We start from the raw sequence: 26,046 nt of genomic DNA, 5'->3' as shown, positions 1-26,046 counted from the left end.
GCGACGAGTTCGCCCTGGCCCACGGCCGGTTCAGCGGTTGAAGCGCTCCACCAGCGAGTACTGGGTACCTGCCGTGCTGGTCAGTTCCTCGCTGAGCGACGCCGAATGCTGGGCTTGTTCGGCGGTCTGGTCGGCCAGGTCGGCGATGGTGCTGATGTTGCGACTGATTTCCTCGGCCACCGCCGATTGCTCTTCCGTGGCCGCCGCGATCTGGGTCGCCATATCGGTGATATTGGCCACCGCCTCGCTGATGCCCACCAGCGCCTGATCGGCCTGCAGCACGCGTTCGACCCCTTCTTCGGCCTGGCGATGGCCGGTCTCCATGGTCTGCACCGCATTGCTGGCGGTTTGCTGCAGCTTGGCGATCAGGCCATGGATCTGCCCGGTGGATTCGGCGGTACGCTGCGCCAACTGACGGACCTCGTCAGCAACCACGGCGAAGCCGCGACCCATTTCTCCTGCCCGCGCCGCTTCGATGGCCGCGTTGAGTGCCAGCAGGTTAGTCTGGTCGGCGATACCTTTGATCACGTCCACCACGCCGCCGATTTCGTCACTGTCCTTGGCCAGTTGGGTAACGGTCTGACCTGTTTCGCCGACGGCTACCGACAGGCGCTGGATGGCGTCGCGGGTTTCTCCGGCGATCTGCCGACCTTCGCTGGTCAGGCGGTTGGCTTGCTGTGTGGCGTCGGCCGCACGTTGCACGTGGGTCGCCACTTCCTGGGTGGTGGCCGCCATCTGGTTGACGGCAGCCGCGACCTGCTCGGTCTCTACCCGCTGGCGCTCCAGGCCCGACGAGCTCTTGTGCGCCAGTTCATCGGACTGTCGGGCCTGCTCGCTGAGGTGCTCAGCGCTGTCCTGAAGGCGGGTCAGGCACGTCTTCAGGCGCGATTCCTGACTGAGCATGGCCATTTCCAAACGTGCCTGAACGCCCCGGCTATCGGTATACATTTGGGCGATCAGCGGATCGGAGGTGGTCTGCTCGGCCAGGCGCAACAGGCGCTTGAGGCCTCGTTGCTGCCAGCTCAGTCCGAGCAGGCCCAATGGCACGGAAACCGCCGCAGCCAGTGCGAAGCCCCAGGAATGGCCGAACCAGTTGCCGATCAGGAAGCCGATCTGGCTGATGAGGATGAATGGCACCCAGTCCTGCAGCACCGGCAGCCATTTGTCGCGGCGCGGTATTGCCGTCTTGCCTTGGTTGATGCGCTGATACAGCGCCTCGGCCCTGCGGATCTGTTCGGCACTGGGCTTGACCCGCACCGACTCGAAACCGACCACCTGGTCGTTGTCGAAGATCGGCGTGACGTAAGCGTTGACCCAATAATGGTCGCCGGACTTGCAGCGGTTCTTGACGATCCCCATCCAAGGCTGCCCTTGCTTGAGGGTCTGCCACATATGGGCGAAGACCGCTGCCGGCACATCCGGGTGGCGCACCAGATTGTGCGGCGCGCCCATCAATTCCTCGCGCGAAAAACCACTGATCTCGATGAAGGCATCGTTACAGTAGGTAATCACGCCCTTGGCGTTGGTGGTGGAAATCAACCGCTGCTGAGCAGGGAAAGTCCGTTCTCTCTGTGTAATCGGCTGGTTGTTGCGCATGGGTTGCTCGATCCGCGTGGCTTTCCCCAAGTATCGGCACGTCAGGGAATTTATTGAGCCGATATTTGTCCCGCTTGATCCAGAGCAAAGAGTCAGCGTTCGCTATCGGTTACGGAAGGCGGATTTTAGCGGGAATTAGCGGCATGATTACATTTTTTAGGCGGTTTTGTGACGGATTGGTCACAGATGTCATCGGCTGACTTGCAGGATGATCTGTGCAGAGGCAACGGTTCGTAACCGACTGCCTCTGCACACTGTGTTCACCCGATCTGACTCAACCTGCGATCAGTTGACGCAGCACGTAGTGCAGGATGCCGCCGGACTTGAAGTACTCCACTTCGTTGAGGGTGTCGATGCGGCATAGCACTTCGATGTCCCGCTGCTGACCGTCCTGCGCGGTGATGCGCAGGGGCAGGCTCATGCCGGGGCGAATCTGCGTACCCTCCAGGCCCATCACATCAATTCGCTCCTTACCGGTCAGGCCCAGGCGCTTGCGATCCTCGCCGGCCTTGAATTGCAACGGCAGTACGCCCATGCCTACCAGATTGGAGCGGTGGATGCGCTCGAAGCTCTCGGCCAGCACGGCCTTGACCCCCAGCAGATTGGTGCCCTTGGCCGCCCAGTCACGGCTGGACCCCGTGCCGTACTCCTGACCGGCGATCACCACCAGAGGTGTGCCTTCCTGCTGATAGCGCATGGCCGCATCGTAGATCGACAGTTTCTCGCCGCTGGGCACGAACAGGGTGTTGCCGCCTTCTTCGCCGCCGAGCATCTCGTTGCGGATACGGATGTTGGCGAACGTACCGCGCATCATCACTTCGTGGTTACCCCGGCGAGAGCCGTAGGAATTGAAGTCGCGTGGTTCGACACCTTTGCTACGCAGGTAGCGGCCGGCGGGGCTGTCGGTCTTGATGTTGCCAGCGGGTGAGATGTGGTCGGTGGTCACCGAATCGCCAAGCAACGCCAGGATTCTAGCGCCGCGGATGTCGGTGATTTCCGGCACAGGTCCGGCGATGTCCTCGAAGAAGGGTGGATGCTGAATGTAGGTGGAATCGTCCTGCCACACGTAGGTCGCAGCCTGTGGCACTTCGATGGCCTGCCACTGGGCATCGCCGGCGAAGACCTCGGCGTATTCCTTGTGGAACATCGCGGTATCCACCTTGGCCACTGCGTCGGCAATTTCCCGTTGGCTCGGCCAGATGTCCTGCAGGTATACCGGTTGGCCATCCTTGCCCGTGCCCAGTGCATCGCGGGTCAGATCGATGCGCACGCTGCCGGCCAGGGCATAGGCCACCACCAATGGAGGCGAGGCCAGCCAGTTGGTCTTGACCAGTGGATGCACGCGGCCCTCGAAGTTGCGGTTGCCCGAGAGCACCGAGGCGACGGTGAGGTCGGCGCGGGTGATGGCTTTTTCGATGGCCTCGTCCAGTGGCCCGGAGTTGCCGATGCAGGTGGTGCAGCCATAGCCCACCAGGTCGAAGCCCAGTTCGTCCAAGTACTGCGTCAGGCCTGCGGCCTGGAAGTAGTCGGTCACCACCTTCGACCCTGGAGCCAGTGAGCTCTTGACCCAAGGTTTGCGGACCAGGCCTTTCTCAACGGCTTTCTTGGCCACCAGCCCGGCAGCCATCATCACGCTGGGATTGGACGTGTTGGTGCATGAGGTGATGGCGGCGATCACCACCGCGCCGTCACGCAGCGTGTGGGTTTGGCCGTCGTGCGTGTAGGCGATCTCGCCGGCCTGGTCGGCATTGCCGACCGCCACGCCGCCGCCGCCCTCGCTTTCCAGCCGACCGACCTCCTTGGCCGGCGGCTTGGGCTGCAATTCGACGAAGCCGTCGAACGCCTGGCTGACATCGGACAGCGCCACCCGGTCCTGAGGTCGCTTGGGTCCGGCCAGGCTGGCTTGAACCTCATGCATGTCCAGCGCCAGGCTGTCGCTGAACAACGGCTCTTGACCCGGATTTCGCCACAGGCCCTGGGCCTTGCAGTAGGCCTCGACGAGTTCGACCGTCTCATCCGGACGGCCAGACAAGCGCAGGTAGTCGAGGGTCACCTCATCGACCGGGAAGAAACCACAGGTGGCCCCGTATTCGGGTGCCATGTTGGCCAAGGTGGCGCGGTCGGCCAAAGGCAGCTCGGCCAGGCCGTCGCCGTAGAACTCGACGAACTTGCCCACCACGCCTTTCTTGCGCAGCATCTGCGTGACGGTCAGCACCAGGTCGGTGGCGGTGATGCCTTCGCGCAGCTTGCCGGTCAGCTTGAAACCGATGACCTCTGGAATCAGCATCGACACCGGTTGACCGAGCATGGCGGCCTCGGCTTCGATGCCGCCGACGCCCCAGCCGAGTACGCCCAGGCCATTGATCATGGTGGTGTGCGAGTCGGTGCCGACCAAGGTGTCGGGGAAGGCGTAGGTGCGGCCGTCTTCTTCCCGAGTCCAGACGGTGCGACCCAGGTACTCCAGGTTCACCTGGTGGCAGATGCCGGTGCCCGGCGGCACCACGCGGAAATTGTCGAAGGCGCTCTGGCCCCAGCGCAGGAACGCGTAGCGCTCGCCATTGCGCTGCATCTCGATGTCGACGTTCTCGGCAAAGGCGGCCTGGCTGGCATAGTGATCGACCATCACCGAATGGTCGATCACCAGATCCACCGGCGACAGCGGGTTGATCCGCTGCGGGTCGCCGCCGGCCTTGGCCATGGCGGCGCGCATGGCCGCCAGGTCGACCACGGCGGGCACGCCGGTGAAGTCCTGCATCAGCACCCGCGCCGGGCGGTACTGGATCTCTCGGTTGGAACGGCGATCCTTGAGCCAGTCGGCCAGGGCGTGCAGGTCCTCGCCGCTGACGGTCTTGCCGTCCTCCCAGCGCAGCAGGTTCTCCAGCAGCACCTTGAGCGACATGGGCAGGCGATCGAGGTCGCCCAACTGGCGGGCGGCTTCTGGGAGGCTGAAATAGTGGTAGGCACGTTGGCCCACCTGGAGGGTCTTGAGGGTGTTCAGGCTATCGAGCGAGGGCATTGCCAACTCCTTCTGCGCCGGTGCCCGGCACTCGTCGATGCCGGTGTCACCGCTCTGTGTCGGCCCGCACGGCACGGGCCTGGCTGATCGATCAGGGTAGACCGCTTTGGCGGTACTGACCCTGTTCTGGACCTGCGGGGCGTGTCGCAGGTTCCGAACTTCCTTTATCATTCGCCGCCCTGGCGCTGTCTGCGCCAGTGATGTGGAGTGAGAGATGACTACCCTGTTCATGCATTGCCGCCCCGGCTTCGAGGGCGAAGTCTGCGCCGAAATCAGCGAGCATGCCGCACACCTGGGCGTCGCCGGCTACGCCAAGGGCAAGCCGCACAGCGCCAGCGCCGAGTTCGTCTGCCTGGATGAGGGCGGCGCCGAACGGCTGATGCGTGAGCGCCGCTTCGATCGGCTGATTTTTCCGCGTCAGTGGGCGCGTGGCGACTACCTCGATCTGCCGGAAACCGACCGCATCAGCGTATTGCTGGCGCACCTGGCACAACTGCCGGTGTGCGGCAGCCTGTGGCTGGAGGTGCTCGACAGCAACGATGGCAAAGAATTGTCGACCTTCTGCCGCAAGTTCGAAGGCCCACTGCGCAAAGCGCTGGAGAAGGCGGGCCGTTTGATTGACGATCCCACCGCGCCGCGTCTGCTGCTGACGTTCATCAGCGGTCGGCGGGTATTCGTCGGCGTGGCTGAAGCCGACAACTCGGCACTTTGGCCCATGGGCATCCCGCGCCTGAAGTTCCCGCGCGAGGCGCCGAGCCGCTCGACGCTCAAGCTCGAAGAAGCCTGGCATCAGTTCATCCCGCGCGAGCAGTGGGACCAGCGCCTGAACGACGACATGACCGGGGTCGATCTCGGCGCTTCGCCAGGCGGCTGGACCTACCAACTGGTCAAGCGCGGCATGCTGGTCACCGCCATCGACAACGGCCCCATGGCCGAGAGCCTGATGGACACGGGTCTGGTGCAGCACCTGATGGCCGACGGCTTCACCTGGAAGCCCCGGCAGACCGTGGACTGGATGGTCTGCGACATCGTCGAGAAGCCGGCGCGTACCGCCTCGCTGATCGAAACCTGGCTGGGCGAGGGCCTGTGCCGCGAAGCGGTGGTCAACCTCAAGCTGCCGATGAAGCAGCGGTACGCCGAGGTGCACAAGCTGCTCGAACGTATGGAGGCGGCCTTCAAGGCGCGCAAGATCAAGGTGTCGATCGCCTGCAAGCAGCTCTACCACGACCGCGAGGAAGTGACTTGCCACCTGCGCAGGCTCGACCTGAAGCCGCGCTGAGCCCGTCCGGCGCGATATCCACCCCATTAGCGGAGCCCAGCATGACCGACCTGACCCCAGACGCGACCCTCGATGCCACCGGCCTCAACTGCCCGGAACCGGTGATGATGTTGCACCAGCACGTGCGCAACCTGAACGCCGGCGGCTTGCTGAAGGTCATCGCCACCGATCCCTCGACCCGGCGTGACATCCCCAAGTTCTGCACCTTCCTCGGCCACGAACTGGTGCAGCAGCACGAAGAGGCCGGCACCTACCTGTACTGGATCCGCAAGAAAGCCGACTGACCCAGGCTGGATCGCCCGGCGTGCAGCGCCTACACTGCGCTCCCCCACAGGAGAGCGCCCATGCTGATCGTTGCCGACGAAAATATCCCGCTGCTCGATGCCTTCTTCGCCGGGTTCGGTGAAATCCGCCGCTACCCAGGGCGGGCCATCGACGCGGCCTGCGTCAAGGACGCCGATGTGTTGCTGGTGCGCTCGGTGACCCGCGTCGATCGACAACTGCTCGAGGGCAGTCGGGTGCGCTTCGTCGGCACCTGCACCATCGGCACCGATCACCTGGACCTGGAGCACTTCGCCCAGGCCGGTATCCAGTGGAGCAGCGCCCCAGGCTGCAATGCCCGGGGCGTGGTGGACTATGTGCTGGGCAGCCTGTTGACGCTGGCCGAACTCGATGGCGTGGCGCTCGGCGAACGGGTCTACGGGGTGGTCGGCGCCGGCGAAGTCGGTGGCCGCCTGGTGCGGGTACTGCGGGGGCTGGGCTGGCAGGTGCTGGTGTGCGATCCGCTGCGCGCGGCGTGCGAGGAGGGCGAGTTCGTCAGCCTCGAGACGGTGCTGGAGCGCTGCGATGCCATCAGCCTGCATACGCCGCTGCAACGCGACGGCGAGCACCCCACTTGGCATCTGCTCGACGCCTCCGCGCTCGCCCGCCTGCGCCCCGGCGCCTGGTTGATCAACGCCAGCCGTGGCCCGGTGGTGGACAACGCCGCCCTGCGTGCGCTGCTGCTCGAGCGTGACGATGTGCACGCGGTGCTAGACGTCTGGGAGGGCGAGCCCCAGGTCGACCTGGCGCTGGCCGACCTGTGCACCCTGGCCACCCCGCACATCGCCGGCTATAGCCTGGACGGCAAACAGCGCGGCACAGCGCAGGTCTATCAAGCCTTCTGCCGGGCTCAGGGCCTGCCTGAAACGGTGCGTCTGGCCAACCTGCTGCCGCCGCAGCCGCTGGCGAGCGTGGAGCTCGATGCCAGTGCCGATCCGACCTGGGCCTTGGCGACTCTGTGCCGGGCGGTCTACGACCCGCGCCGCGACGATGCGGACTTGCGACGCAGCCTGAGCGATGACGCAGAGGCCCAACGCGCGGCCTTCGACCTGCTGCGCAAGCACTACCCGGCGCGTCGCGAGATCGAAGGGCTGCGGGTGCGGGTGCCGGAAGGGGCGCCGCGGCTGGCGCAACTGGTCAATGCGCTGGGGGCGGCACTGGCCTGACGGCAGCGTTCAACCCTGCATCACCTGGGCAAAGGCCTGGCGAAAACGCTGCATGTCGCTTTCGCTGCCCACGCTGACCCGCATCCAGTTCGGCCAGCTTTGCCACACGCGCCCGACCAGCACCCCGTGCTCGGCCAGGCGCTCGATCACCGGCTGCGCGGCTGTGCGCAGGTCGATCATGAAGCAATTGGTCTGGCTCGCGGTGCAGCGCCAGCCGCGCTCGGTGAGCCAGGCCAGCGTGGTGTCGCGCAGGCGGGCGTTGGCGGCCTTGCGGCTGGGCACCAACTGCGCATCGTTCAAACTGGCGAGTCCGCCCAGCAAGGTCGGTGCAGCGGCGACATTCTCGCCGTCGTACACCTCCAGGCGTTGCAGCAGTGGTGCTTGGCCGATCGCCAGGCCCAGGCGCGCCCCGGCCATGCCGTAGAGCTTGGAAAAGGTCTGCAAGATCAGCAACTGCGGGTAGTCACGCACCAGGTCGATGCAGCTCGGTGCGTCGCTGAAGTGGATATAGGCTTCGTCGACCACCACGGTGGTGTTCGCCGCCGAGCGGGCCAGCAGCCGTTCGATGGACCGGCGCGGAGTGAGCGTGCCCGTGGGGTTGTTGGGGTTGCACAGGTAGATCATGCCGGGCGCCGCGTCGGCGACGAGCATGGCATCGACGTCATGCGCGTGGTCCGCGTCCAATGCCACTGCGTGCACCGCCGTGCCGCGTGCTCGGGCAGCTTCCACGGGGGCCTCGTACGAAGGGTCGGCCAGCACCAGGCTGCCGCGCTGGGTGAAGGCCATCACCGCATGTTGCAGGGCCAGCTTGGAGCCGCAGAACACCTGGACCTGATCGGCTTGCAGGCCGTGCTGCGAGGCGAACAGGTCGACCAATCGATACTGGGCCTTGTAGGGATAGCGCCCACAAGCGCCGATGCCCTCGGCCATCGCCTGGCGCGCCGCTGCGCTCGGACCCCAGGGGCTTTCGTTGTAATTGAGTGGCACCTGCCCGGAATCGACCGGTGCCGCCTGCGTCATGCGCAGGGCACCCAGGGCGGGTAGAGCCAGGCCGAGGCCGACCAGGGAACGACGTGACAGCTCGAACATGCTTCGACTTCCTTGTGCTGATGGGCTACCTGGGAAGACGAAGCGCGAGCCGGCAAATGAATGGTGGCAATTAGACGCTGATGGGCGCGCGCTCATCGGACGGTAGCAGCACCTGGCAGGTATCGAGCCATTGCGCGAAGCATTCGAACGTCGCTACGGCGCAGGCCACGCTATCGGCAACGGCGGCAGGCGACGTTGGTGCCTGCTCTAGCCGTTGCAGGAAGCTACGCCAACGGCTGGCGGTGGCGCTGCCATACACATCGAGAAAACCGCCGCCGCTGTCGGCATCGATACCCAGGCGTTGAGCCATGGCACGCTTGAGCACCTGACCGCCCAAGGTCGAGCCTTCCAGTACGTACATCACCCCCAGCGCATGGGCGTGGTCAGTGATGATCGGCAGGTCGCGGCACAGCGGCAGGGCGTCGATCTGTGCCACAGTCAGGCCGAGCGCCTGCAGATCGCGGCGCAGCGTGGGCGCCTTGTGTCGCTCGTCGTCCTGGTAATCCGACAGTCGCGCCTCCAGCGGCGCATGAAAGCCATGGTAGGCGGCAACCAAGCGGCGATAGGCGTGCAGATCGAAGGCGTTGCTGAAAAATGGCAGGCGTGTTTCCAGCGTCTTGTGACACGCATGGGTGCCCTGACGCAGGGCGAGCAGCAAGGGGCTGGAGGGCGGGCGCGGGGTGTCTGGCATTGAATCGACTCGGATGGATATTGCCTGGGTTAGACTGGCCATCCTATCGCAGCGTTCATTGATGCCCTAATTCCACCGGCCCGAGATTCCAACGGTGAAACCCGTCCGCCTGACCCTGATCTGCCATGCCCAGACCCGTTCCCAGCAGACTGGCTGCTTTTCGCATCCTGAAGAGCCTGTCTTGGCACAAACACCTCTTCTTGCCAGCGCACCTCCCGGTACGCAACTGATCAGCGCGCCCGAGCGGCGCGCGCGGCAGACGGCGGCCTGGTTGGGCGCCGAAGTGCAGCTCGAACCCGCCTTGGCCGATTGCCACATGGGCCGTTGGCAAGGCCTGAGCCTCAAGCAGGTTCAGCGAGAGGAAACGGACGCGCTGGCGTGGTGGGGGTTGGATGTACAGGCGACGCCCCATGGCGGCGAGTCGTTTGCAGCGCTGCATAGGCGGGTCGCCGCTTGGCTGGAATCCTTCGCTGCGCCAGGGGACTGGCTGGCGGTCACTCACCCGCTGGTGATACGCGCTGCACTGGCTGAGGTCCTGGACGCGCCGCTGGGCACGTGCCAGGCGATCGACGTGCTGCCATGCGCGCGGATCGAGTTGAGCCGTACCGAGCGCTGGCGCCTGCGACTGCTGCCGGGCTGAGTGAAACGTCAGAACGCCAGTTTGTAGCCGATCAGCAGCAGCATCCCCGCCAGGCACGGGCGCAGCACGCGGTCGGAAATGCGCCCGGTGAGGTGGCTGCCCAGGTAGATGCCGGGCAGCGAGCCCAGCAGCAGGTAGCCGAGCAGCGACCAGTCCATGTTGCCCATACCGGCATGGCCCAGGCCAGCCACCAGTGTCAGCGGCACGGCGTGGGCGATCTCGGTGCCGACCAGGCGTCGGGTGACCAGGAACGGATAGAGCAGGAACAGCGCCACCGTCCCCAGTGCCCCGGCGCCGATGGAGGTCAGGGTGACCATGACCCCCAGCACGATGCCGGTGGTCACCGTGAGCACGTTCAGGCTGCGGGCACTGAGGTGGTAATGGTCGCCCGCATGGCGGCTGGCGAAGGCCTGCAGACGGGATTTGAACAGGATGGCCAGTGCGGTGAGGATCAACACCACGGCCAGGCCCTGCTTGATGATGGCGTTGAGCGCCGAGGTGTCGGTGTGCAACGTGCTGAGGAACCACAGGGTCAGGGCCGCTGCCGGTACGCTGCCCAGGCTCAGCCAGCCCGTGATCTTCCAGTCGATGTTCTTGTTGCGCGCGTGCACCCAGACACCACTGGCCTTGGTGATGGCGGCATAGAGCAGGTCGGTGCCCACGGCAGTGGCAGGGTTGATACCGAACCAGAGCAGAATGGGTGTCATCAGCGAACCGCCGCCGACGCCGGTCATGCCGACGATGAAACCCACTACCAGCCCGGCAATGGTGAAACCGAAAGAACCTACATCCATACGCTACTCAATCTGCCTGCTAGCCCGTGGTCGGATGCTGGGCAGCATATAGATTGTTCGTTATAGCCAAATAGAATTCTTCGTTATGAGGTTATAACGCGCCGCAGCCATCCCCGCTGACCAGTCGGCGGGGGTGACTGCGTGCTGGGCAACTTCAGATCCTGAAGCTGCCCACCAGTTGCTTCAGACGACCCGCCTGCTGAGTCAGGGCGTCGCAGTGGCGCAAGGTCTCGTTGAGGTTCTGCACGCCTTGCTGGTTGAGTGCGTTGATCTGGGTGATGTCCAGGTTCAGGCTTTCGACCACCGCGCTCTGTTCCTCGGTGGCCGTGGCCACCGACTGGTTCATGCCATCGATCTCGCCGATGCGCGACGTCACGCTGGCCAGCCGTTCGCCCGCGCGGTTGGCCACCTGCACGGTCTGTTCGCTGGACACCTGGCTGGCGTTCATGGTGTGCACGGCTTCGCGCGAGCCGACCTGCAGGCCGGTGATCATGCGGTGAATCTCTTCGGCCGATTCCTGGGTGCGGTGCGCCAGGTTGCGCACCTCGTCGGCCACCACGGCGAAGCCGCGCCCAGCCTCGCCGGCACGAGCGGCCTCGATGGCGGCGTTGAGCGCCAGCAAGTTGGTCTGCTGGGAAATGCCTTTGATCACATCGAGGATCTTGCCGATTTCGTCGGTGCTGGCGTTGAGCGTTTCGATCTGCTGGCACGACTCGCTGATCTTCTGCGACAGCGCAGTCATGGCGCTGATCGCATCATCGACCACCTGGCGCCCATCGTTGGCCTGGTCGCTGGCGCCGCTGGCGTGCTGCGAGGCATCGGCGGCATTGCGGGCGATTTCCTGGGTGGCGGCGCCCAACTGGTTGATCGCCGCCGCCACGCTGTTGGTCCGCAGGCTCTGCTCCTCCGAGCCGTTGATCGAGGCATTGGATGCGCTCATGACCTGCTCGGACAGGTCATGCACCAGTCGCGTGGCCGAGGCCACTTCGCTGATCGAGGCATGGATGCGCTCGACGAAGCGGTTGAAAGCGGCTGCCAGCTCGCCGAACTCGTCCTTGTTCTGCACCTGCAGGCGGCGGGTGAGGTCGCCTTCACCTTCGGCGATATCGTGCATGGCGCGGCCCATGGTGGTCAGCGGACGCATCAGCACGGGAATCAACAGACCCAGCACAGCGGCGATGGCGACCACGGCGATGAGCATGGCGATGATGGCCGAGCTACGGAACTGGCCCAGAGCCGCGTAGGCTTTGTCTTTATCAATCGACAGGCCGATGTACCACTGCGCCGAAGGCAGACCTTTGACCGGCGTGAAGGAGACGATGCGCTCGGAGCCCGCAAGGGTCACGTCCTGCATGCCGGGTTCGACGCGCAGGCCGCTGTTGGGGTAGAGGTCCTTGAGATTCTTCATCAGCTGGTCCTTGTCGGGGCTGACGATCACCTGGCCTTCACGGTCGACCAGAAACGCATGGCCGATGCCGCCGAAGTCCACGGCGTTGATGATGTCGACCAGGCTGTCCAGGCTCAGGTCGCCACCGACCACACCGAGCAGTTCGCCGTTGCCGCGCGCCTTGACCGGGATGGCGATGGTCACCACCAGACCGCCCACCGAGGCTTGGTAAGGCGGGGTCAGCAGGGTCTGGTTGGCGCTGACGGCAGCGCTGTACCACGGACGCTTGCGCGGATCATAGCCGTCGGGCATCTGCGCGTCAGGGCGCTGGGTGAAGGCGCCATTGTTCTGGCCGAAGTAGGTGAACTGGAAGTTGCTGGTGTAGGAGGGCTGATCCACCAGACCGGCCACTTGATTGCCGGTGCCTTGCTGGGCGATGTCCTGGGCCAGATTCTCCAGTACCAGGATGCGCCCGCTCATCCAGTTCTGCACGCTGCTGGCGGTCAGGGCGCCCGCCTGCTGCACAGACGACTCGATGTTCTGGGCGATGGTCTTGCGCTGCAGGTAGTCGTTGTAGAGGGTGAACAGTGCGAATGCCAGTACCACGACACCGCAGGCACTGAGGAGGATCTTGTGGCGAAACTTCAGGTTCATGTTTCGAGACCTTGAGCCGAAATCGGAGATGGCGGCCGCCCGCTCGTGGCGGACTGGCGGTGCCTGTCGGAGTCGATATCGGCGTGCTCGACGAAAGGTTGAGGGCGTTGCTGTAGCGTCCGACGGATGGTGAAGGCTCAGCGGCTGGTCAGCATGCCCACCAGCGCTCGCGCCGCCTGACCCAGCGGTTGGCTTTTGCGCCACAGCGCATGCACCGGCAACTGCAGTTCATTGCGCGTGTTGCGAAACGCCAGTCGCACCAAGCGTCCAGCCTGCACCCGCGGGGCGATACGCGCGCAGGGTAGATCGCCCCAACCCAGACCCGCTTCGACCATCTGCACGGCCAGGTCGACGCTGTCGGTACGCCAATGGGCGGTTCCGATCAGCGAGCGGGTATCGCCCAGCGGCAGGTGGCGGCTGTGCACCAGAATCTGGCGGATGTTCACCAGGTCTTCGAGGTCGCGAATGCGTCCTTCGCGAAAGGCCGGGTGATGCGGCGACAGCACCGCCACCAGCGCCTCGCTGCCCAGGTGCTGGAAGCTGCGCTGCGGATCCACCTGCAGTTCGGCGAAGGCCAGGCACAGCCCGACGCGGCCGCTGTCGAGCAACTGCAGGGCATCGTCCTGGGGCGCGCTGAGCAATTCGATGTCGAGCAATGGGTAGCGCTCGCCCAGTCGGGCGATGGCCGCCAGCAACGCAGCCGGATCGATATCGGTCACTACGGCGATGGACAGACTGCTCTCCAGGCCGCGCGACAGCTCCAGTGCATGCACCTGCAGCAACCCCAGTTGTTCGGCGATCAACCGGGCATGGGGTTCCAGAGCGCGAGCGCGATCGGTGGCGCGCACCTCGCGCGAGCCCCGCTCGAACAGCGGGTAGCCCAGTTCGGCTTCAAGATTGCCCACGGCCATGCTCACCGCCGAGGGTACGCGGCCGAGCAGTCGTGCCGCCGCGGAGAACGAACCGCCATCGAGCACGGCGAGAAACAGCTGGATGTTGTCACTGGAAAAGTTCATCGCGCCTCCTGTCAGTCAATCTGAAAGGAGCTGACTTTTTCTGTCAACAGAATTGATTCAGTCTTGGCGCCCTCATCAATGGCTATGGAGCGACAACGACTGTGCAAGGCGCCAAACGCAAACTGGTCTACGTGACCTTCTATGAACTGATTGGGTTGTGCATGTCGACCCTGGGACTGGCGTACCTGTCAGACACCCAAGCCACGCACACCGGCCCGCTGGCGGTGATGATCACCACCATCGCCATGGTCTGGAACCTGATCTACAACACCCTGTTCGAGCGCTGGGAAAGTCGCCAGGCCAAGCGCGGGCGCGGCTTGGCCAGGCGGGTAGGGCACGCGGTGGGCTTTCAGTTGACCCTGGTGGTGTACCTCATCCCGCTGATCGCCTGGTGGCTGGACATGAGCCTGTCGGAGGCGTTCGTGGTGGACCTGGCGTTCATCGTGTTGGTGCCGTGCTACACCTTCGTCTACAACTGGGCGTTCGATCGGATCTTCGGGTTGCCGACCTCGGCGTTGGCGACGGCGTGAGCCGCGCTCAGTCAGCGTCATCGAGGTCGAGCTTGGCTTCCAGCCGATCCAGATGCTGATGCATCAGCAGGAGCGCCGACGTGGCATCGCCACCTTCCACTGCGTCGATGATGGCCGCGTGCTCTTCCCAGGCGCAGTGCTCGCAGCAGGGCGCTTCATAGCGAGCGATGATCAGTGAGGTCATCGGTACCAGGCCATTGAGAAAGCGCGCCAGCGGGGCGTTGTTGGCCATTTGCGCGAGCTTTAGGTGGAATTCGCCGCCCAGACGGATGGCCGTGCAGCGCTCGCCGCGTTCATGGTGCAGCCGTTCACGGTCCACCAACTGACGCAACTGACGGATCTGGTTGGGGCGAGCACGCTGGGTGGCCAGGCCGATCAAGGTGGTTTCGGCCAGGCGCCGGGCGCTGAGCACCTGGCGCGCCTGTTGCGGATCGGGCGCGGCCAAGTGCGCGGTGTGACTGGGCCGTTGGACCACCACCTGCTGGTCGGCCAGGCGACCGAGGACGCGGCGGATGACGGTGCGACTGACGCCGAATGCATTGCCCAGGGCCTGTTCGGGCAAAGCGCTGCCCGGCGGCAGGCGCTGTTCGAGGATGGCGTCGAACAGTCGCGGATAGATCTGTTCGGCACCCAGTCGGCCTTCGCCGGTCTTGATCAACTGGGGCAAGCGCGATGGATGGGCCAACGCAGTCATGGTCGCTCTCCTGGGTCAATGGTCCGGAGCCGGATGCTCGTCCGGAATGTTCAGCTCGATGCCCATGCGCAGGCCTTCGGCGAGGATGTGCCGGCGCATCTGAGCGCTGGCCTCGGCGCTGTTGCGCGCACGGATCGCACGCACCACCGCTTCGTTTTCTTCCAGCCGCGCGGCGAAGTGTTCGGGCGAGTCGCGCAGCATCGCCGCGCTCTGCTTGAGGGCATTGCTGGTCTGCTGCACCACGCTCTGGAAGATTGGGTTGGTGGTCAGCGCGAACAGCGCTTCGTGCAACGCGATGTAGGCCACTACGCCGGCCTCGCTATCGCTGGCGTCCACGGCCTCGCGCAGGTCCATCAGGGTCAAACGCAACTGGCCGATGTCCTGGCTGCCGGCCGCTTGCGCAACCAGCCCGGCGATGAAGGGCTCGAGGGTGTAGCGCAGCTCCAGAACGTCGGCCAGGCTGGCGGCGCCGACGCTGTCGCTGACCGAGACCAGAGCAAGGTCGGCGTCTAGCACCAGCACGCCCTTGCCCGGCATGGCCCGCACCAGCCCGAGGGTCTCCAGCACAGTCAGCGCTTCACGCAGGCTTGGGCGGCTGATACCCAGCTGCTCGGCCAGCTCGCGCTGACCGGGCAGCATTTGACCGCTGCGCCATTGGCCACGGGCCAGGGCGCTGCGCAGTTTTTCCACCACGGCGGTGACGACGGTCGATGAACTGATCACGGTGCTTTCCCCGATTGAGGCTTGAGTCTTGCTGCCTGCGGGCCGACGTCGGGCGTCGGCCCTGGCCTGCTCAGAACTCCTGCTGATGGGCCTGGCCTGGTTTACGGGGCAGCGGCGCGAAACCCGGCTTGCCGGACAGCACGTTGTTGGCCCGCTCCATGTCGATGTCTTTCTCCCAGCGGGCGATGGCCACGGTGGCGACGCAGTTGCCGACCAGGTTGGTCAGCGCGCGGCCGATGCCCATGAACCAGTCCACCGCCAGTACCAGCACCAGGCCCACCACTGGGATCGCCGGTACGGCGGTGAGGGTCGCCGCCAGAATCACCAGCGCGGAGCCGGGAATGCCGTGGGCGCCTTTGGAGGTCACCAGTGACACCAGCAGGATGGTCAGCAGGTCGGTCATGGCCAGCGGCGTACCGGTGGCGTTGGCAATGAAGACGATGGCCAGGGTCAGGTAGATCGAAAAGCCGTCGAGGTTGAACGAATAGCCGGTGGGGATCACCAGTCCGACGGTGGAGCTGCCGATACCCAGGTGTTCGAGCTTGCGCATGACCTGGGGCAGCACGGCATCGGAGGAAGCGGTTCCCAGCACGATGGTCAGCTCTTCGCGCAGGTACTTGAGGAAGGGAATCATCTTCAGGCCCGACACGCGCATCACGGTGCCCAGCACCAGCAGGACGAAGCCTGCGCAGGTGATGTAGAACAGCGCGACCAGCCCGCCCAAATGCTGCAGCGATTCCAGGCCGTATTTGCTGGTGGTGAAGGCGATGGCGCCGAACACGCCGATCGGCGCCAGGCGCACGATCATGCCCATGATGCGGAAGATCACGTGGCTGAGTTCGTTGATCAGTCGGGAAATGCCCGAGGCGGATTCACCGACCAGGTTCAGGGCGCTGCCGAACAGCACGGCGAACAGCAGGACTTGGAGGATGTTGTTGTCGGCGAAGGCGCCGATCACTGAGGTGGGGATCAGGTCCATGAAGAACGCTGTGGCCCCATGCAGGTGTGCGCCGCGGTCAGCGAGGGCTCCGGCATCGGCGCTGGAGAGCTGGTCGAGGTGGATGTTGGCGCCTTGGCCGATGCCGGTGGAGAAGGCCAGCACCAGCCCGATGACCAAGGCGATGGTGGTGAGGATCTCGAAATAGATCACCGACTTCAGGCCGATGCGGCCGACCTTCTTCAGGTCGCCTGCGCCTGAGATGCCCGTCACCACCACGCAGAACACGATGATGCCGATGAGCATCTTGATCAGCTTGATGAAGCCGTCACCGAGGGGTTTGAGTTGCAGGGAGAGGTCAGGGAAGCTCAGACCGCAGACAATGCCGAGGGCCAGGCCCAGGACAACTTGGAGGAAGATCGAACGCGAGCACCATTTGAGCATGGGAGGGATCTCTGATTCGGTGTCCCTGCTTCGATGCCCCCAGGGGAGTGCGGGCGAAAGAGCGCGGGACTTAATTATTGTGGTCTTACCGGTTTGTCCAGTGCGGGGTCGAATGTAAGCGCTGGTGGGTGGGGGTGGCAAGAGGTTTTGGTTTGACCGGTCTGACCAGTTGCGGGATGTTTCTTGGGTGGGGCTCTAGTACGGGGGTGTGGGCTGATGAATTTTTTGATGGGGCTTGTTTGGGGGCTAGTTCTTTTGGGGTGAATATCCGTTGGCTTGGGTGAGGCTGATTCACCTTTTCGCCCTTACGGCGACCCTCTTTTTTTTCTTGGAAAAAAGAGGGGCAAAAACCGCCTGCTCCCGCATACGGCCCCTTCGCTGCGCTGCGGGGTTCCCTCGCGCCGGTGGCACTCCGGGGGTACCGCGCTTAGGGGCCATCCATGGCCCCAAGCGCTTGACGGGCATCCATGCCCGTCAACCCCCTCCGTGCCACCTCTGCTCGGCCTCCTGAGGTCGCGATGGGCGGCGTCTGAACTGGCGTGCGCTTAGAAGCACGGCGGTGGGGGCAGATGTTCTGGAGCGCTGCGCGATCGAATCGCCATCGCCATCGCCATCGCCATCGCCATCGCCATCGTCATCGCCGTTGCCGTTGCCGTTGCCGTTGCCGTTGCCGTTGATCTTGATCTTGGTGCGCGGTAGCTCGAACACCGCCAACCGCGACCTCAGGAGGCCGAGCATAGGCGTTGCGCAGGGAGGTGACGGGCATGGATGCCCGTCAAGCGCTTGGGGCCAGGACGGCCCCTAAGCGCGGTCCTCCCGGAGCGACGCCGGCGCGAGGGAACCCCTGCGCATAGCGCAGGGGCCGGATGCGGGAGCAAGCGGTTTTTGCCCCCCTTTTTTCCAAGAAAAAATCTATGGTCACCCCCTTTTTTGCAATACTGATCATTGGGTGAAATGGATGGCTTGCGTAAATCTATCCGGCGTCGATTGGGCTGGTATCCCGCGCCACGATGAGTATTCGCACCTGGCGATCCTAATAAAGTAAGCGGCTTCTGAGAGCCAATTTTTCTTCCAGGATCATCGCCAGGCCGATCGGCCGTTTATTTCATCCGTTGTTCAGCTATCGCAAAACCTGATGGTAAAACTCGGTGCAGCACAACGGGGTCAGGCGTTCAGCGCGCCTGGCTCCGTTTCATATTGCGAGTGTCGAGTGGCAATGGCCCACGCGATGCGTGCCAGTTTGTTGGCCAACGCGCAGGCCACCACGTTGGAGTGGCGTCGTGTTGATAGCGTACGTACCCAGTCGGCCAATGGGCCACTCTGGTACTTCAAACGAAGCATGTAGACACGGGCGCAGAGCACCAGCAAATGCCGAAGGTTCTTGTCGCCACGTTTGCTGATTCCCAGCAAAGCCGGCTTGCCGCCGGTGCTGTATTGCCTGGGGACCAAGCCTACGGATGCTGCAAAATCACGACTGCTGCCGTACTGCCGAGCATCTCCCATTTCTACGGCCAGCAGGCTGGCGGTGATCGGCCCGACACACGGAATAGTCAGCAAGCGACTACCCAGATCATCGTCAGCCAGCTGGCTTGCCAGCTCTTCATCCAGCAGCTTGATCTGCTCGGTCAGGTAGACGAAGTGATCATGCAGGCGCTGCAGCAGTGCGACGAGGCGTACAGGCAGGTCGTGCTCTTCAAGCACTGAAGCGAGGCGTTTGATCACCGCCAGTCCCGTTGGCAGGCTGACGCCGAACTCGAGCAGGAAACCATGCATCTGGTTCACCGTTTTGGTCCGGTCGCGAATCAGTGATTCACGCATCCGATGAGAAACAGAGAGCGTCTGCTGCTCAGGCGATTTTGGCGTCACAAAGCGCATGGAAGGTCGGGAAGCGGCTTCACAGATGGCTTGCGCATCGACAAAGTCATTCTTGTTGCCCTGGACGAAAGGCTTAACGAACTGAGGTGAAATCAGCTTTGCTTCATGCCCTATCGCTTTGATTTCTCGCGCCAGGCAGTGTGAGCCGGCACAGGCCTCCATCACTACCGTGCAAGGGGGATGATTGGCCAGAAACCGCATCATCTGAGGCCTTGAACATTTCTTGCGCAACACTTCTTTGCCGGACTTTTCCTGGGCGTGTAGGTGGAAGGTATGTTTGCCGATGTCGATGCCGATCAGGGTCACGTTGCTCATGATGACGGTCTCCGAAGTAAAAACACCCTACGAAAGCGTACGCCTCGTAGGGTGCCGGGGGTGACCATCTCATTAAGGGGGTCGCCGTAAAGGCGAAAAGGTGACTCAGCCTCACCCCAGAATCCGGATATTCACTCCAGAATCCGGATATTCACTCCAGAGTCCGAATATTCACCCCAAAATCCGAATATTCGCCCCGGAAACCACCCCCCTCGCCAAAGCAAACAAACCAAATCACCCCCTATCAACCATAGCCCAGGTAATCTCCCGAACCAGCCCATCCAACGCAATCGCCCGACTACTTACTAACAATTCACTGGCCCGCCGATACACCTCCCCCTCATTGGCATACCGCCCAGACACCAGATCAACCCTCTGCACCACCCCATCCACCCGCCACCGCAACCCCGGAATATCCCCCAGGTGCTGTTCGAGCGCGACCAGGTAGGGCTCGGCGACCACCGCGCCTTCATAGGCCCCCACCTGCTCAGTGGCCTCGCTAAGGCTGGAGTGATAGTCCACGGCGCCCTCCCAGGCCTGCTCCTGGGCCTGAAAGGCAGGCTGATGCAGACGCTGGATCCAGTCGCGCCACAGCGGCTGCTGCACCGCCCAATCGCTGAAGCGCTGGGCATCGACCTCCGCCAGTATCGCAGCCCCCAGCCGCTCGACGGTCGCCTCGCTCAGCTGCGCCAGATACCCGAATGCGATTGCCTGCGGCTGCGGCGGCAGTCCCAGGCGTGCCTGCAGGCGCCGTCTGGCATCGAGTTGGATTTCGATCTCATCGATCAGGAAATTGGCTGCCCCCAAACTGGCGTCGTCCAGGTCGTCATCGGGATGCAGAGGCGGAGGTTGAGTGGCCCGCCCCGTGTCACGAGCCTCGGCCAGGGCCCGTCTACGGGCGACTCGAGCGTCGTAGAGGCGGGCGATACGCTCATCCAGCAGGTGCTGGCGCAACACCCCAAGCGCACTGCCGAGCAAGGCCTGGGCATCGTCCGCCGACGGGCCGGCGTGCGAGAACATATGCCACATCAATACATCGGTTTCTGTCTGCTGAAACAACAGGCTGGCCTGGTCGACACAGGTCTGTGCCGCATCTTCCAGGCGTGCGCTGATCTGCTGCAAGAGCTCGGCCCGCCCCCAGCCACCCTCGGCGCCCGGCTGGACAGGCTCGCTGAGCAAGCGCACCACCTGCTGCATGCGCTGGATCACCTGTGCCGGATGCTGCTGGTACTCGGCGGTGTCGGGCATCCGTGCGAACAGCGCGTAGAGCGGTTGCCACTGGGGGTGCCCAGCGGTGTCGGAGATATGGTCGAGCAGATCCATCGGCCAGTCGAAATACCAGCCATTTTGCATCGGGTAGTCCGGAGAAGCGGACAGACCGGCATCGGTCAGGCGTTGCAGGCTTTGCTCATCCAGCGGGTTGCTGTCGAAGTTGTAGAGCGTCCCTTCCTCTGCGGCGACGGCCTGGGCGAACTGGGTGCCCGCCAGGGGGGGGATTTCGGTCAGCAGATTGTCACTCAGGTCGATTTGGCGAAGGCGCAAGGGACGTTGGTCGAGCAGTGCCGTGAGGCCCACCGGCCATTCGAAGATCGAAGTGTCCTGCAGGTCCAGCAATTCCAGGCGTGTCCAGCCGGTGAAAACGGGTGTCAGCTCCAGAGGGTTGTCGCTCAGATAGAGCTGTTCGAGACGGTTGAGTCGCGCCAGCGCATCGCGGCTCTGCACGGTCAGGTGGATGCTGTTGTCTCGCAGGCTGAGCGCCCGCAGCGCCGGCCACTGTTCCAGCGCCTGCAGTTGGGCCACGTCGAGATTGAGGTTGTTGGATTCGATTTGCAGCGCTTCCAGACGCGGCAGTTGCGCCCAGCGTTGCAGGGCCGTGACCGGCAGGTGGGAGATTGCGTCCGTCAGATTGAGTTGGCGCAGCCGGGTCAGCCGGGCAATGACCTCGACGTTCTCCGCGATCTGTAGATCGATGAGATTCTCCGCCAGCACCAGACTCTCCAACGCCCTCAGCCTGCCGAGCTGCGCAGGCAGACGACCCAGCAGGCAGGATGAGAGGTCTAGGTGGCGTACGGCGCGGAACGCCTCGAGAAAACCACCCAGGTTCGAGGTTTGGCCACCGTCCAGATTTACCAGGCTCAATGATCGAACCTGGGTCAGAGGGCCTGGCAAGTTCGGCAGTCTGCCAACGCGGCTGGCGTTCAGATGCAGCACCAAGCGGTCGAAACCGCCCAATCCATGCATGGGCGCTTCGCGCCGCCAGGCCTGGCGTATGCTCTGGGCGAAAGCGATGCGCGCCGTGCGCCGAGCCTCGGGGTTTTCCAGTGGCGGGGTGTGCGGTTCCTCCACCCACAATTCCAATGCGCTGTTCAGACGCCGGTAATCCTCGCGCAGTTCCAGCAGCAGGCGCGAGAAGGCATGGGGCGCGGCGCCCGCCTGCTGGCGCAGGTGGTTACGAAGGGCCTGGCGGTCGTCTTCAGGCGTACTGGGATACAGCTCGTCGAACAGCGCATCGGGGTCGACCCAACCTCGACCGCGACCGCTGAGGCGGTAGCCCAGGCGTAGATCGCCGGGTTGACGCATCGGCAGGCGCAGCAGAGGACGGATGGGCTGCATGCCCAGCGCTTGGGCGCAGCCTTCGCGGTCGTTGGCGGCCAAGTCGAATAGGACATCGCTCAGGCGCTGTGGCTGGTGGATGTCGATGGACAGAGTGACGCGCTCGGCGTCCGGCAGCGCCTGCAGCAAGGCCTGGAATAGGTCGGTGTCGTTGCCGAGGGTGAGGCCGGTTTCATCGAAGGGGCGGTAGCGACTGCCATCGCGCACGATCACTTTGCAGGCCCCTTCCTGCGGGCCGGCGGCCGCCAGCAGGCGACCGGCGAGGCGTTGTTCGCGCAGTTCTACCCGGGTGTTCCCGCTCCAGCCTGGTAAGCGTTGCAACTGGCGCAGGACGATCAGGTCGCGGTCAGCGTACGCGCCCGTATCGAGTTGAAAGGCGCTCAAGGCGCGGTTGAGGCGGGCATTGCGCAGGTACAGCCGAGCCGATTCGCCAATCGCCAGCGGCAGCCGCTGGCTGCGTTGCAGTTGGCCCAGGTCGTCGTGCTGGGCGCTGGCCAGCAACTCGCTGCGGACCCGCTCGCTGAGCGACGGAAAATGCCGGGCCAGCACCTCGGCCTCAGGGCCGAGCGGTACGGCGTCACTCAAGCCGCTGGCGCCTTGGGTTTGCAGGCTGTCCAGAAGCAGGGCGGGCAGCGGCTGATGATCGACCACCCGTTGTCTTACTTCGGCTTCGCTGTAACCGCTGCAACGCAGCGCCCGTTCCAGGTTGGCGTCGTCGAGCCCCGTGCTGATCGGTGTCAGACGCCTGAGCAAGGTCTGTCGATCCCAGGCCAAGGGATTTTCGTGTTCGAATACCGGCACGCTCGCACTATGTCCTCTCAACGCGGGTGCGACGGTGTGGGTTCCGGCAGGATTGTTCAAACGCCAGCGCGCATCGGTGTCACGGCCCAGCGCATAAGCCTTGGCGTCGATCTCCAGCCATTGCCGGCCTTGCCAGTGCAGCAAACCATCGGCAGAGACGTTGGTCCCTGACGGCCAAGGGCGATTAGCCGCGAACAATGTCGTGTCGCCGTTCCACAGGCGTTGCCTGCCCTGGTGTTCCAGCAAGTGCCAATCCTGCAACGGGCCTTCGACCTCGACGTAGCGGGCCGCAGCGCCCAGAGCGGCGAAGGTGATCAGACTGTCGAATACGCCGAACAGGTGCGCGATGGCGGCATCGCTGTCGCCTTCATTGAGCGCGTGAACGCCATCGAGGAACTCGTCCACCACCTGTGCAGATCCGACGACCATCATCACCGTGCCCAGGGCCGGAACGAACAACCCGGCCAGGCTGGCGACATTGATACCCAACTGCAACCACCCCTCCAGGCGCTCGCGCTGAGCGGCGGCGTTACGCTCGGCAACGGGGACGGCCAGGGTGGCTGCATCCGTCAACGCGCGGACGACGTTCTGCCGGGCACGCGCAGCGAACGGGTCGCCGGGCCACAGCCCGCAGGTCCAGGGCAATCGCGCATTCTTGTCCAGTGTTGGCTGCCAGATACTGTGCGGCGAGGGAAACGCACGCTCCAGCCAACTGATCGCCTGGCCCTTCTCCAGGACCGGGTCGTGCCGCACCGTGCTATAGGGGTAGAGCGGATACAGCGCCTGGCGCAGGCGCGTGGCGAACAGCGTGAACTGCTTGTGGCTGACGAAGCCGGCGAAGTAGCGACGAACGTCCGCTTTCCAGAGCTTGCGGGTCAGCGCGCTGCCCAGCGCCTGCATCGACGGGTACTGGTGCAGGGATTCGCCTGGCGCCCCCGGCAGATAGAGCAAGCAGGGTTCGGTCGCGTCGCGAGGTTCCAGGCGAATCAGCAGCGGGCCGTGCAGCGGGATGCCGAACACGCTCAAATACGCACACTGCAGCCGTCTGCTTTGGCCATCGGCCATCGGCAAGTCGAATTGTCCAGACAGCACGGCGTCGCCCAGCATCTGACCGCGGCTGTCGATGCGCTGCTCCAGTACGGCGAGCAGTAGCTCGGCGGCGAATGCACTTCGGTCTTGCTGCAGCAGCCGTCCACGGTAGTCGTCGTTATCCAGATGCTCGCGCAGATGATTCTGGTAGCGCCATCCCAGGTCCAGGTTGCGCACGCCTTTGACGAACCGCGCGCTGTCCAATGGCAGCGGACGCAGGTCTTGGGCCGAGACATGCAGCGAGATCGGCTCGCTAGCATCGAAATTCTGCAGGGCCGCTTCCAGCCACGTGCTTTCACGCACGGGGTCGCGGCGTTGCACGATGCCTTGTTCAGGCGCAGGCAGCGGTGTGTCTGGATACCAACTGGCGAGCGCCTCGATCAGCAACGGGCGGCAGAAGCTGTCGATATCCTGCACCTGGGCGAGCACCTCGCGCACCCTCCGGGCAGCGTTGACGCTGTCTTGCACGCGCCGTTGCAGCAGGTCGCGTTGCCCCGGTGTGGCGCTGTGCATCCATGCAGGCAGGCGGGCATGGATGAAATCAAGGGTCGGGGAGGGGTGAGGGGCTGGCATCGGCACTGCTCCTGTGGGGATGAGGCTGCGATGCTAGGCGGCGGCGTCAGCGGCCGGGCCGTAGCCGATTACCACCTGCCGACCCCGGTAAATTTTCTGGCGCAGGGTACGTTCTAGCTTGGATAGAGGCCGCAGCATGGCTGCAACGGACAGAGACGCAATGACCATTTCCCGACGAGGATTCATCGCAGGCCTGGCAGTGGCGGGGGCCGCGGGGGGCGCGGCCTATCATGCACACAAGGTGCTGACCCACGATCCGCAGGACGATGTCGTCACCCCGGGCGAGGCCAGCGTCGAGCTCGCCGACCTGGCCGGGCAATGGCTGGCCGACCAACTGCGCGGGATCTGGGACATTCGTTTCGAGGGCCGCGACGGTGGCCTGGAGGGTTTGCCGGGCGCGGGCGTCGAGGTGTTTTTCGACATCGCTACCAAGGGGCGCGGCCTGCGCGGCTTCGTCGACACCGGCGAGCGCCTGCGTGGCCTAGGCCCTGCCGCCTACCGGGTGTTGGGCGACCTGGTCGGCGCATCGTCGGCCCAGGTGCGCTGGCGTCTCATCGGCCAGCGCGGCGGACCGAGCTATGAGTGCGTGGCCAGCCTCGACGAGGTCTGGGGCGCATTCGCCAACGCCGGCAGTGGCACGCTCAGCGGGCGCTTGCAGCGCCTGGACCGCCCGTTGACCTTGCTCGTGCCGGACAGCCGCTTCGTGGCCGTCAAGCGCCTGTTTCCCGAAGCCCGCGAACGCCTGCCCTACAACACGGCCATGCAAGCCTGGGTGATCAGTCCCGAGCACCGCTTGTTCCATCAGCTTTGGCACGCCAGTCGCGACCAATGGCACAAGATGTCCGACGAAAAACGCAACGCGCTCAGGGGCCTGGGTTGGCAACCGGGGCCGCGCGATCGCGAGCGTGATGCCCGAGGGCCGCGCAAACACCGTAATGGCTCGGGCGTAGACTTTCTCTTCATGCACCGGCACATGCTCGGCACCGCCCGAGCGTTGCAGGACCTGCCGTCCTGGCAGCAGTTTCCGCTGCCGCAGCCCAGCGTCGAGTTCGATCGCCAAGGCTTTGCCCGTTACTTCGACAACCACGACGGTTGCCGCGTGCCGCCGCCCTGGCGAGCGCCAGGCGACGACGACTATGGGCAGTGGGTGTCGGCGATCAAGGCCGGCGAGACCTTCACCAGCAACTTCCAGGTGTGGGAGTCGCAGTACCAAGACCCGCTTTACCTGTCCAAGTTGAGCCTGGGCGCCTTCGGTTCCGAGCTGGAAATGAACCTGCACGATTGGCTGCACATGTGCTGGGCGTCGGTGCCGCGCGATCCGTCCAATGGTGTGCCGGTGCCGTTCGCGCGTGAGCAGGACGACTTCGCCGGACGCTGGTTCGCGCGCGAGAACGATTTTCTCGGCGACCCGTTTTCATCCCATGTGCACCCGGTGTTCTGGGGCTTTCATGGGTGGATCGACGACCGCATCGAGGACTGGTATCGCGCCCACGAGCGACACCATCCCGGCCAGGTCCGCCGCCTGGAGGTCAATGGCGTGCAATGGTTCGCGCCGGGGCCCTGGGTCGAGGTGGCCGATCCCTGGCTCGGCCCGGATACCCATGGCTGCAGCACACTGCCAGGTATTCGTCCCGGCAAGAGCGTCGAAATGGACCCTGAGGTGATGAAGCTGGCGCTGCGCATCACCTTTGGCGAGCCGGACTCGCTCGATCAGTGGCTGCGCCGTGTGCCGCGTCGGCCGTGGTATGCGCGGCACCTGTCGATGAGGAACATCCTGTCCTGAGCAGCGGGTGTCGCCCTGTG

At 64.4% G+C, this 26,046-nt stretch carries 19 protein-coding genes; 6 read left to right on the top strand and 13 right to left on the bottom strand.

Going from position 1 to position 26,046, the window contains the following annotated elements; all coding sequences use genetic code 11:
* Positions 1-30 precede the first annotated feature (30 nt).
* Together ACK2SD_RS16635 and acnA are read right to left on the bottom strand one after the other, a co-directional pair.
* Positions 31-1,596 carry a methyl-accepting chemotaxis protein gene (locus ACK2SD_RS16635; RefSeq protein WP_295488080.1) on the bottom strand — a complete coding sequence of 522 codons (1,566 nt, stop codon included), beginning with the start codon at positions 1,594-1,596 and terminating at the stop codon, positions 31-33.
* 274 nt (positions 1,597-1,870) lie between these two features.
* A complete protein-coding gene (gene acnA, locus ACK2SD_RS16630; RefSeq protein ID WP_412460353.1) occupies positions 1,871-4,612 on the bottom strand; it encodes an aconitate hydratase AcnA in 2,742 nt (913 codons plus the stop codon).
* A gap of 214 nt (positions 4,613-4,826) precedes the next feature.
* Between acnA and rlmM the strand changes: the two genes are divergently transcribed.
* Genes rlmM through pdxB form a run of 3 tightly spaced genes read left to right on the top strand, consistent with a single transcriptional unit; the run spans position 4,827 to position 7,378 of the window.
* The gene (gene rlmM / locus ACK2SD_RS16625; protein WP_412460352.1) at positions 4,827-5,891 is read left to right on the top strand and encodes a 23S rRNA (cytidine(2498)-2'-O)-methyltransferase RlmM; all 1,065 of its coding nucleotides are present in this window, start codon (positions 4,827-4,829) and stop codon (positions 5,889-5,891) included.
* A 41-nt stretch (positions 5,892-5,932) separates the two neighbouring features.
* Positions 5,933-6,175 (top strand): sulfurtransferase TusA, encoded by a 243-nt coding sequence (gene tusA, locus ACK2SD_RS16620; RefSeq protein WP_029613893.1) that lies wholly within the window; start codon positions 5,933-5,935, stop codon positions 6,173-6,175.
* Positions 6,176-6,235: 60 nt separating this feature from the next.
* Entirely contained in the window at positions 6,236-7,378 is a 1,143-nt protein-coding gene (pdxB, locus tag ACK2SD_RS16615; protein ID WP_412460351.1) for a 4-phosphoerythronate dehydrogenase PdxB, read from the top strand.
* Positions 7,379-7,387: 9 nt separating this feature from the next.
* Here the strand turns inward: pdxB and ACK2SD_RS16610 are convergent, their stop codons facing one another.
* Positions 7,388-8,467 carry a pyridoxal phosphate-dependent aminotransferase gene (locus ACK2SD_RS16610; RefSeq protein WP_412460350.1) on the bottom strand — a complete coding sequence of 360 codons (1,080 nt, stop codon included), beginning with the start codon at positions 8,465-8,467 and terminating at the stop codon, positions 7,388-7,390.
* Positions 8,468-8,537: 70 nt separating this feature from the next.
* Positions 8,538-9,158, bottom strand: coding sequence for a biliverdin-producing heme oxygenase (locus ACK2SD_RS16605; protein ID WP_412460349.1), 621 nt, complete (start codon positions 9,156-9,158; stop codon positions 8,538-8,540).
* Between the two features lie 181 nt (positions 9,159-9,339).
* On the opposite strand from ACK2SD_RS16605, the gene ACK2SD_RS16600 reads away from it, so the two are divergent.
* Complete coding sequence (locus tag ACK2SD_RS16600; RefSeq protein ID WP_412460348.1) at positions 9,340-9,798, top strand: histidine phosphatase family protein; 459 nt, start codon at positions 9,340-9,342, stop codon at positions 9,796-9,798.
* Positions 9,799-9,806: 8 nt separating this feature from the next.
* On the opposite strand, the gene ACK2SD_RS16595 is transcribed toward ACK2SD_RS16600, so the two are convergent.
* From ACK2SD_RS16595 to ACK2SD_RS16585, 3 genes are all read right to left on the bottom strand, one after another.
* The gene (locus ACK2SD_RS16595; RefSeq protein ID WP_116887906.1) at positions 9,807-10,592 is read right to left on the bottom strand and encodes a sulfite exporter TauE/SafE family protein; all 786 of its coding nucleotides are present in this window, start codon (positions 10,590-10,592) and stop codon (positions 9,807-9,809) included.
* A gap of 154 nt (positions 10,593-10,746) precedes the next feature.
* Positions 10,747-12,633: a methyl-accepting chemotaxis protein gene (locus tag ACK2SD_RS16590; RefSeq protein WP_295488063.1), complete on the bottom strand. Its 1,887-nt coding sequence runs from the start codon at positions 12,631-12,633 to the stop codon at positions 10,747-10,749.
* Between the two features lie 137 nt (positions 12,634-12,770).
* Complete coding sequence (locus ACK2SD_RS16585; protein WP_039576527.1) at positions 12,771-13,649, bottom strand: LysR family transcriptional regulator; 879 nt, start codon at positions 13,647-13,649, stop codon at positions 12,771-12,773.
* A 101-nt stretch (positions 13,650-13,750) separates the two neighbouring features.
* Here ACK2SD_RS16585 and ACK2SD_RS16580 point away from each other — a divergent pair, with 101 nt between their 5' ends.
* Positions 13,751-14,179 (top strand): PACE efflux transporter, encoded by a 429-nt coding sequence (locus ACK2SD_RS16580; protein WP_412460347.1) that lies wholly within the window; start codon positions 13,751-13,753, stop codon positions 14,177-14,179.
* Between the two features lie 7 nt (positions 14,180-14,186).
* On the opposite strand, the gene ACK2SD_RS16575 is transcribed toward ACK2SD_RS16580, so the two are convergent.
* From ACK2SD_RS16575 to ACK2SD_RS16550, 6 genes are all read right to left on the bottom strand, one after another.
* The gene (locus tag ACK2SD_RS16575; protein ID WP_412460346.1) at positions 14,187-14,873 is read right to left on the bottom strand and encodes a GntR family transcriptional regulator; all 687 of its coding nucleotides are present in this window, start codon (positions 14,871-14,873) and stop codon (positions 14,187-14,189) included.
* Positions 14,874-14,888: 15 nt separating this feature from the next.
* Positions 14,889-15,596 (bottom strand): FadR/GntR family transcriptional regulator, encoded by a 708-nt coding sequence (locus tag ACK2SD_RS16570; protein ID WP_039576530.1) that lies wholly within the window; start codon positions 15,594-15,596, stop codon positions 14,889-14,891.
* A 70-nt stretch (positions 15,597-15,666) separates the two neighbouring features.
* Complete coding sequence (locus tag ACK2SD_RS16565) at positions 15,667-16,977, bottom strand: C4-dicarboxylate transporter DctA (protein ID WP_029614702.1); 1,311 nt, start codon at positions 16,975-16,977, stop codon at positions 15,667-15,669.
* Positions 16,978-17,451: 474 nt separating this feature from the next.
* Positions 17,452-17,715, bottom strand: coding sequence for a hypothetical protein (locus ACK2SD_RS16560; RefSeq protein WP_412460345.1), 264 nt, complete (start codon positions 17,713-17,715; stop codon positions 17,452-17,454).
* Between the two features lie 426 nt (positions 17,716-18,141).
* Positions 18,142-19,167 (bottom strand): IS110 family transposase, encoded by a 1,026-nt coding sequence (locus ACK2SD_RS16555; RefSeq protein ID WP_412460344.1) that lies wholly within the window; start codon positions 19,165-19,167, stop codon positions 18,142-18,144.
* A gap of 234 nt (positions 19,168-19,401) precedes the next feature.
* Positions 19,402-24,243, bottom strand: a complete 4,842-nt coding sequence (locus ACK2SD_RS16550; protein WP_412460343.1) for a dermonecrotic toxin domain-containing protein — start codon at positions 24,241-24,243, stop codon at positions 19,402-19,404.
* 160 nt (positions 24,244-24,403) lie between these two features.
* Between ACK2SD_RS16550 and ACK2SD_RS16545 the strand changes: the two genes are divergently transcribed.
* Entirely contained in the window at positions 24,404-26,026 is a 1,623-nt protein-coding gene (locus ACK2SD_RS16545) for a twin-arginine translocation signal domain-containing protein (RefSeq protein ID WP_412460342.1), read from the top strand.
* The last annotated feature ends 20 nt before the right edge of the window (positions 26,027-26,046 follow it).

The organism is Pseudomonas sp. SC11 (assembly GCF_047039205.1).
Taxonomy (GTDB): Bacteria; Pseudomonadota; Gammaproteobacteria; order Pseudomonadales; family Pseudomonadaceae; genus Aquipseudomonas; species Aquipseudomonas boreofloridensis.
The sequence above is the reverse complement of the archived record's forward strand: the minus strand, read 5'-3'. Positions and strand labels throughout refer to the sequence as shown.

What these genes read in the sequence shown, in the direction of transcription:
- ACK2SD_RS16560 (WP_412460345.1), bottom strand. Translation starts at nt 17,715, where the DNA reads ATGCTCGGCCTCCTGAGGTCGCGGTTGGCGGTGTTCGAGCTACCGCGC.
- ACK2SD_RS16565 (WP_029614702.1), bottom strand. Translation starts at nt 16,977, where the DNA reads ATGCTCAAATGGTGCTCGCGTTCGATCTTCCTCCAAGTTGTCCTGGGC.
- ACK2SD_RS16585 (WP_039576527.1), bottom strand. Translation starts at nt 13,649, where the DNA reads ATGAACTTTTCCAGTGACAACATCCAGCTGTTTCTCGCCGTGCTCGAT.
- ACK2SD_RS16545 (WP_412460342.1), top strand. Translation starts at nt 24,404, where the DNA reads ATGACCATTTCCCGACGAGGATTCATCGCAGGCCTGGCAGTGGCGGGG.
- ACK2SD_RS16595 (WP_116887906.1), bottom strand. Translation starts at nt 10,592, where the DNA reads ATGGATGTAGGTTCTTTCGGTTTCACCATTGCCGGGCTGGTAGTGGGT.
- ACK2SD_RS16575 (WP_412460346.1), bottom strand. Translation starts at nt 14,873, where the DNA reads ATGACTGCGTTGGCCCATCCATCGCGCTTGCCCCAGTTGATCAAGACC.
- ACK2SD_RS16590 (WP_295488063.1), bottom strand. Translation starts at nt 12,633, where the DNA reads ATGAACCTGAAGTTTCGCCACAAGATCCTCCTCAGTGCCTGCGGTGTC.
- pdxB (WP_412460351.1), top strand. Translation starts at nt 6,236, where the DNA reads ATGCTGATCGTTGCCGACGAAAATATCCCGCTGCTCGATGCCTTCTTC.
- ACK2SD_RS16605 (WP_412460349.1), bottom strand. Translation starts at nt 9,158, where the DNA reads ATGCCAGACACCCCGCGCCCGCCCTCCAGCCCCTTGCTGCTCGCCCTG.
- acnA (WP_412460353.1), bottom strand. Translation starts at nt 4,612, where the DNA reads ATGCCCTCGCTCGATAGCCTGAACACCCTCAAGACCCTCCAGGTGGGC.
- ACK2SD_RS16610 (WP_412460350.1), bottom strand. Translation starts at nt 8,467, where the DNA reads ATGTTCGAGCTGTCACGTCGTTCCCTGGTCGGCCTCGGCCTGGCTCTA.
- ACK2SD_RS16635 (WP_295488080.1), bottom strand. Translation starts at nt 1,596, where the DNA reads ATGCGCAACAACCAGCCGATTACACAGAGAGAACGGACTTTCCCTGCT.
- tusA (WP_029613893.1), top strand. Translation starts at nt 5,933, where the DNA reads ATGACCGACCTGACCCCAGACGCGACCCTCGATGCCACCGGCCTCAAC.
- ACK2SD_RS16555 (WP_412460344.1), bottom strand. Translation starts at nt 19,167, where the DNA reads ATGAGCAACGTGACCCTGATCGGCATCGACATCGGCAAACATACCTTC.
- ACK2SD_RS16550 (WP_412460343.1), bottom strand. Translation starts at nt 24,243, where the DNA reads ATGCCAGCCCCTCACCCCTCCCCGACCCTTGATTTCATCCATGCCCGC.
- rlmM (WP_412460352.1), top strand. Translation starts at nt 4,827, where the DNA reads ATGACTACCCTGTTCATGCATTGCCGCCCCGGCTTCGAGGGCGAAGTC.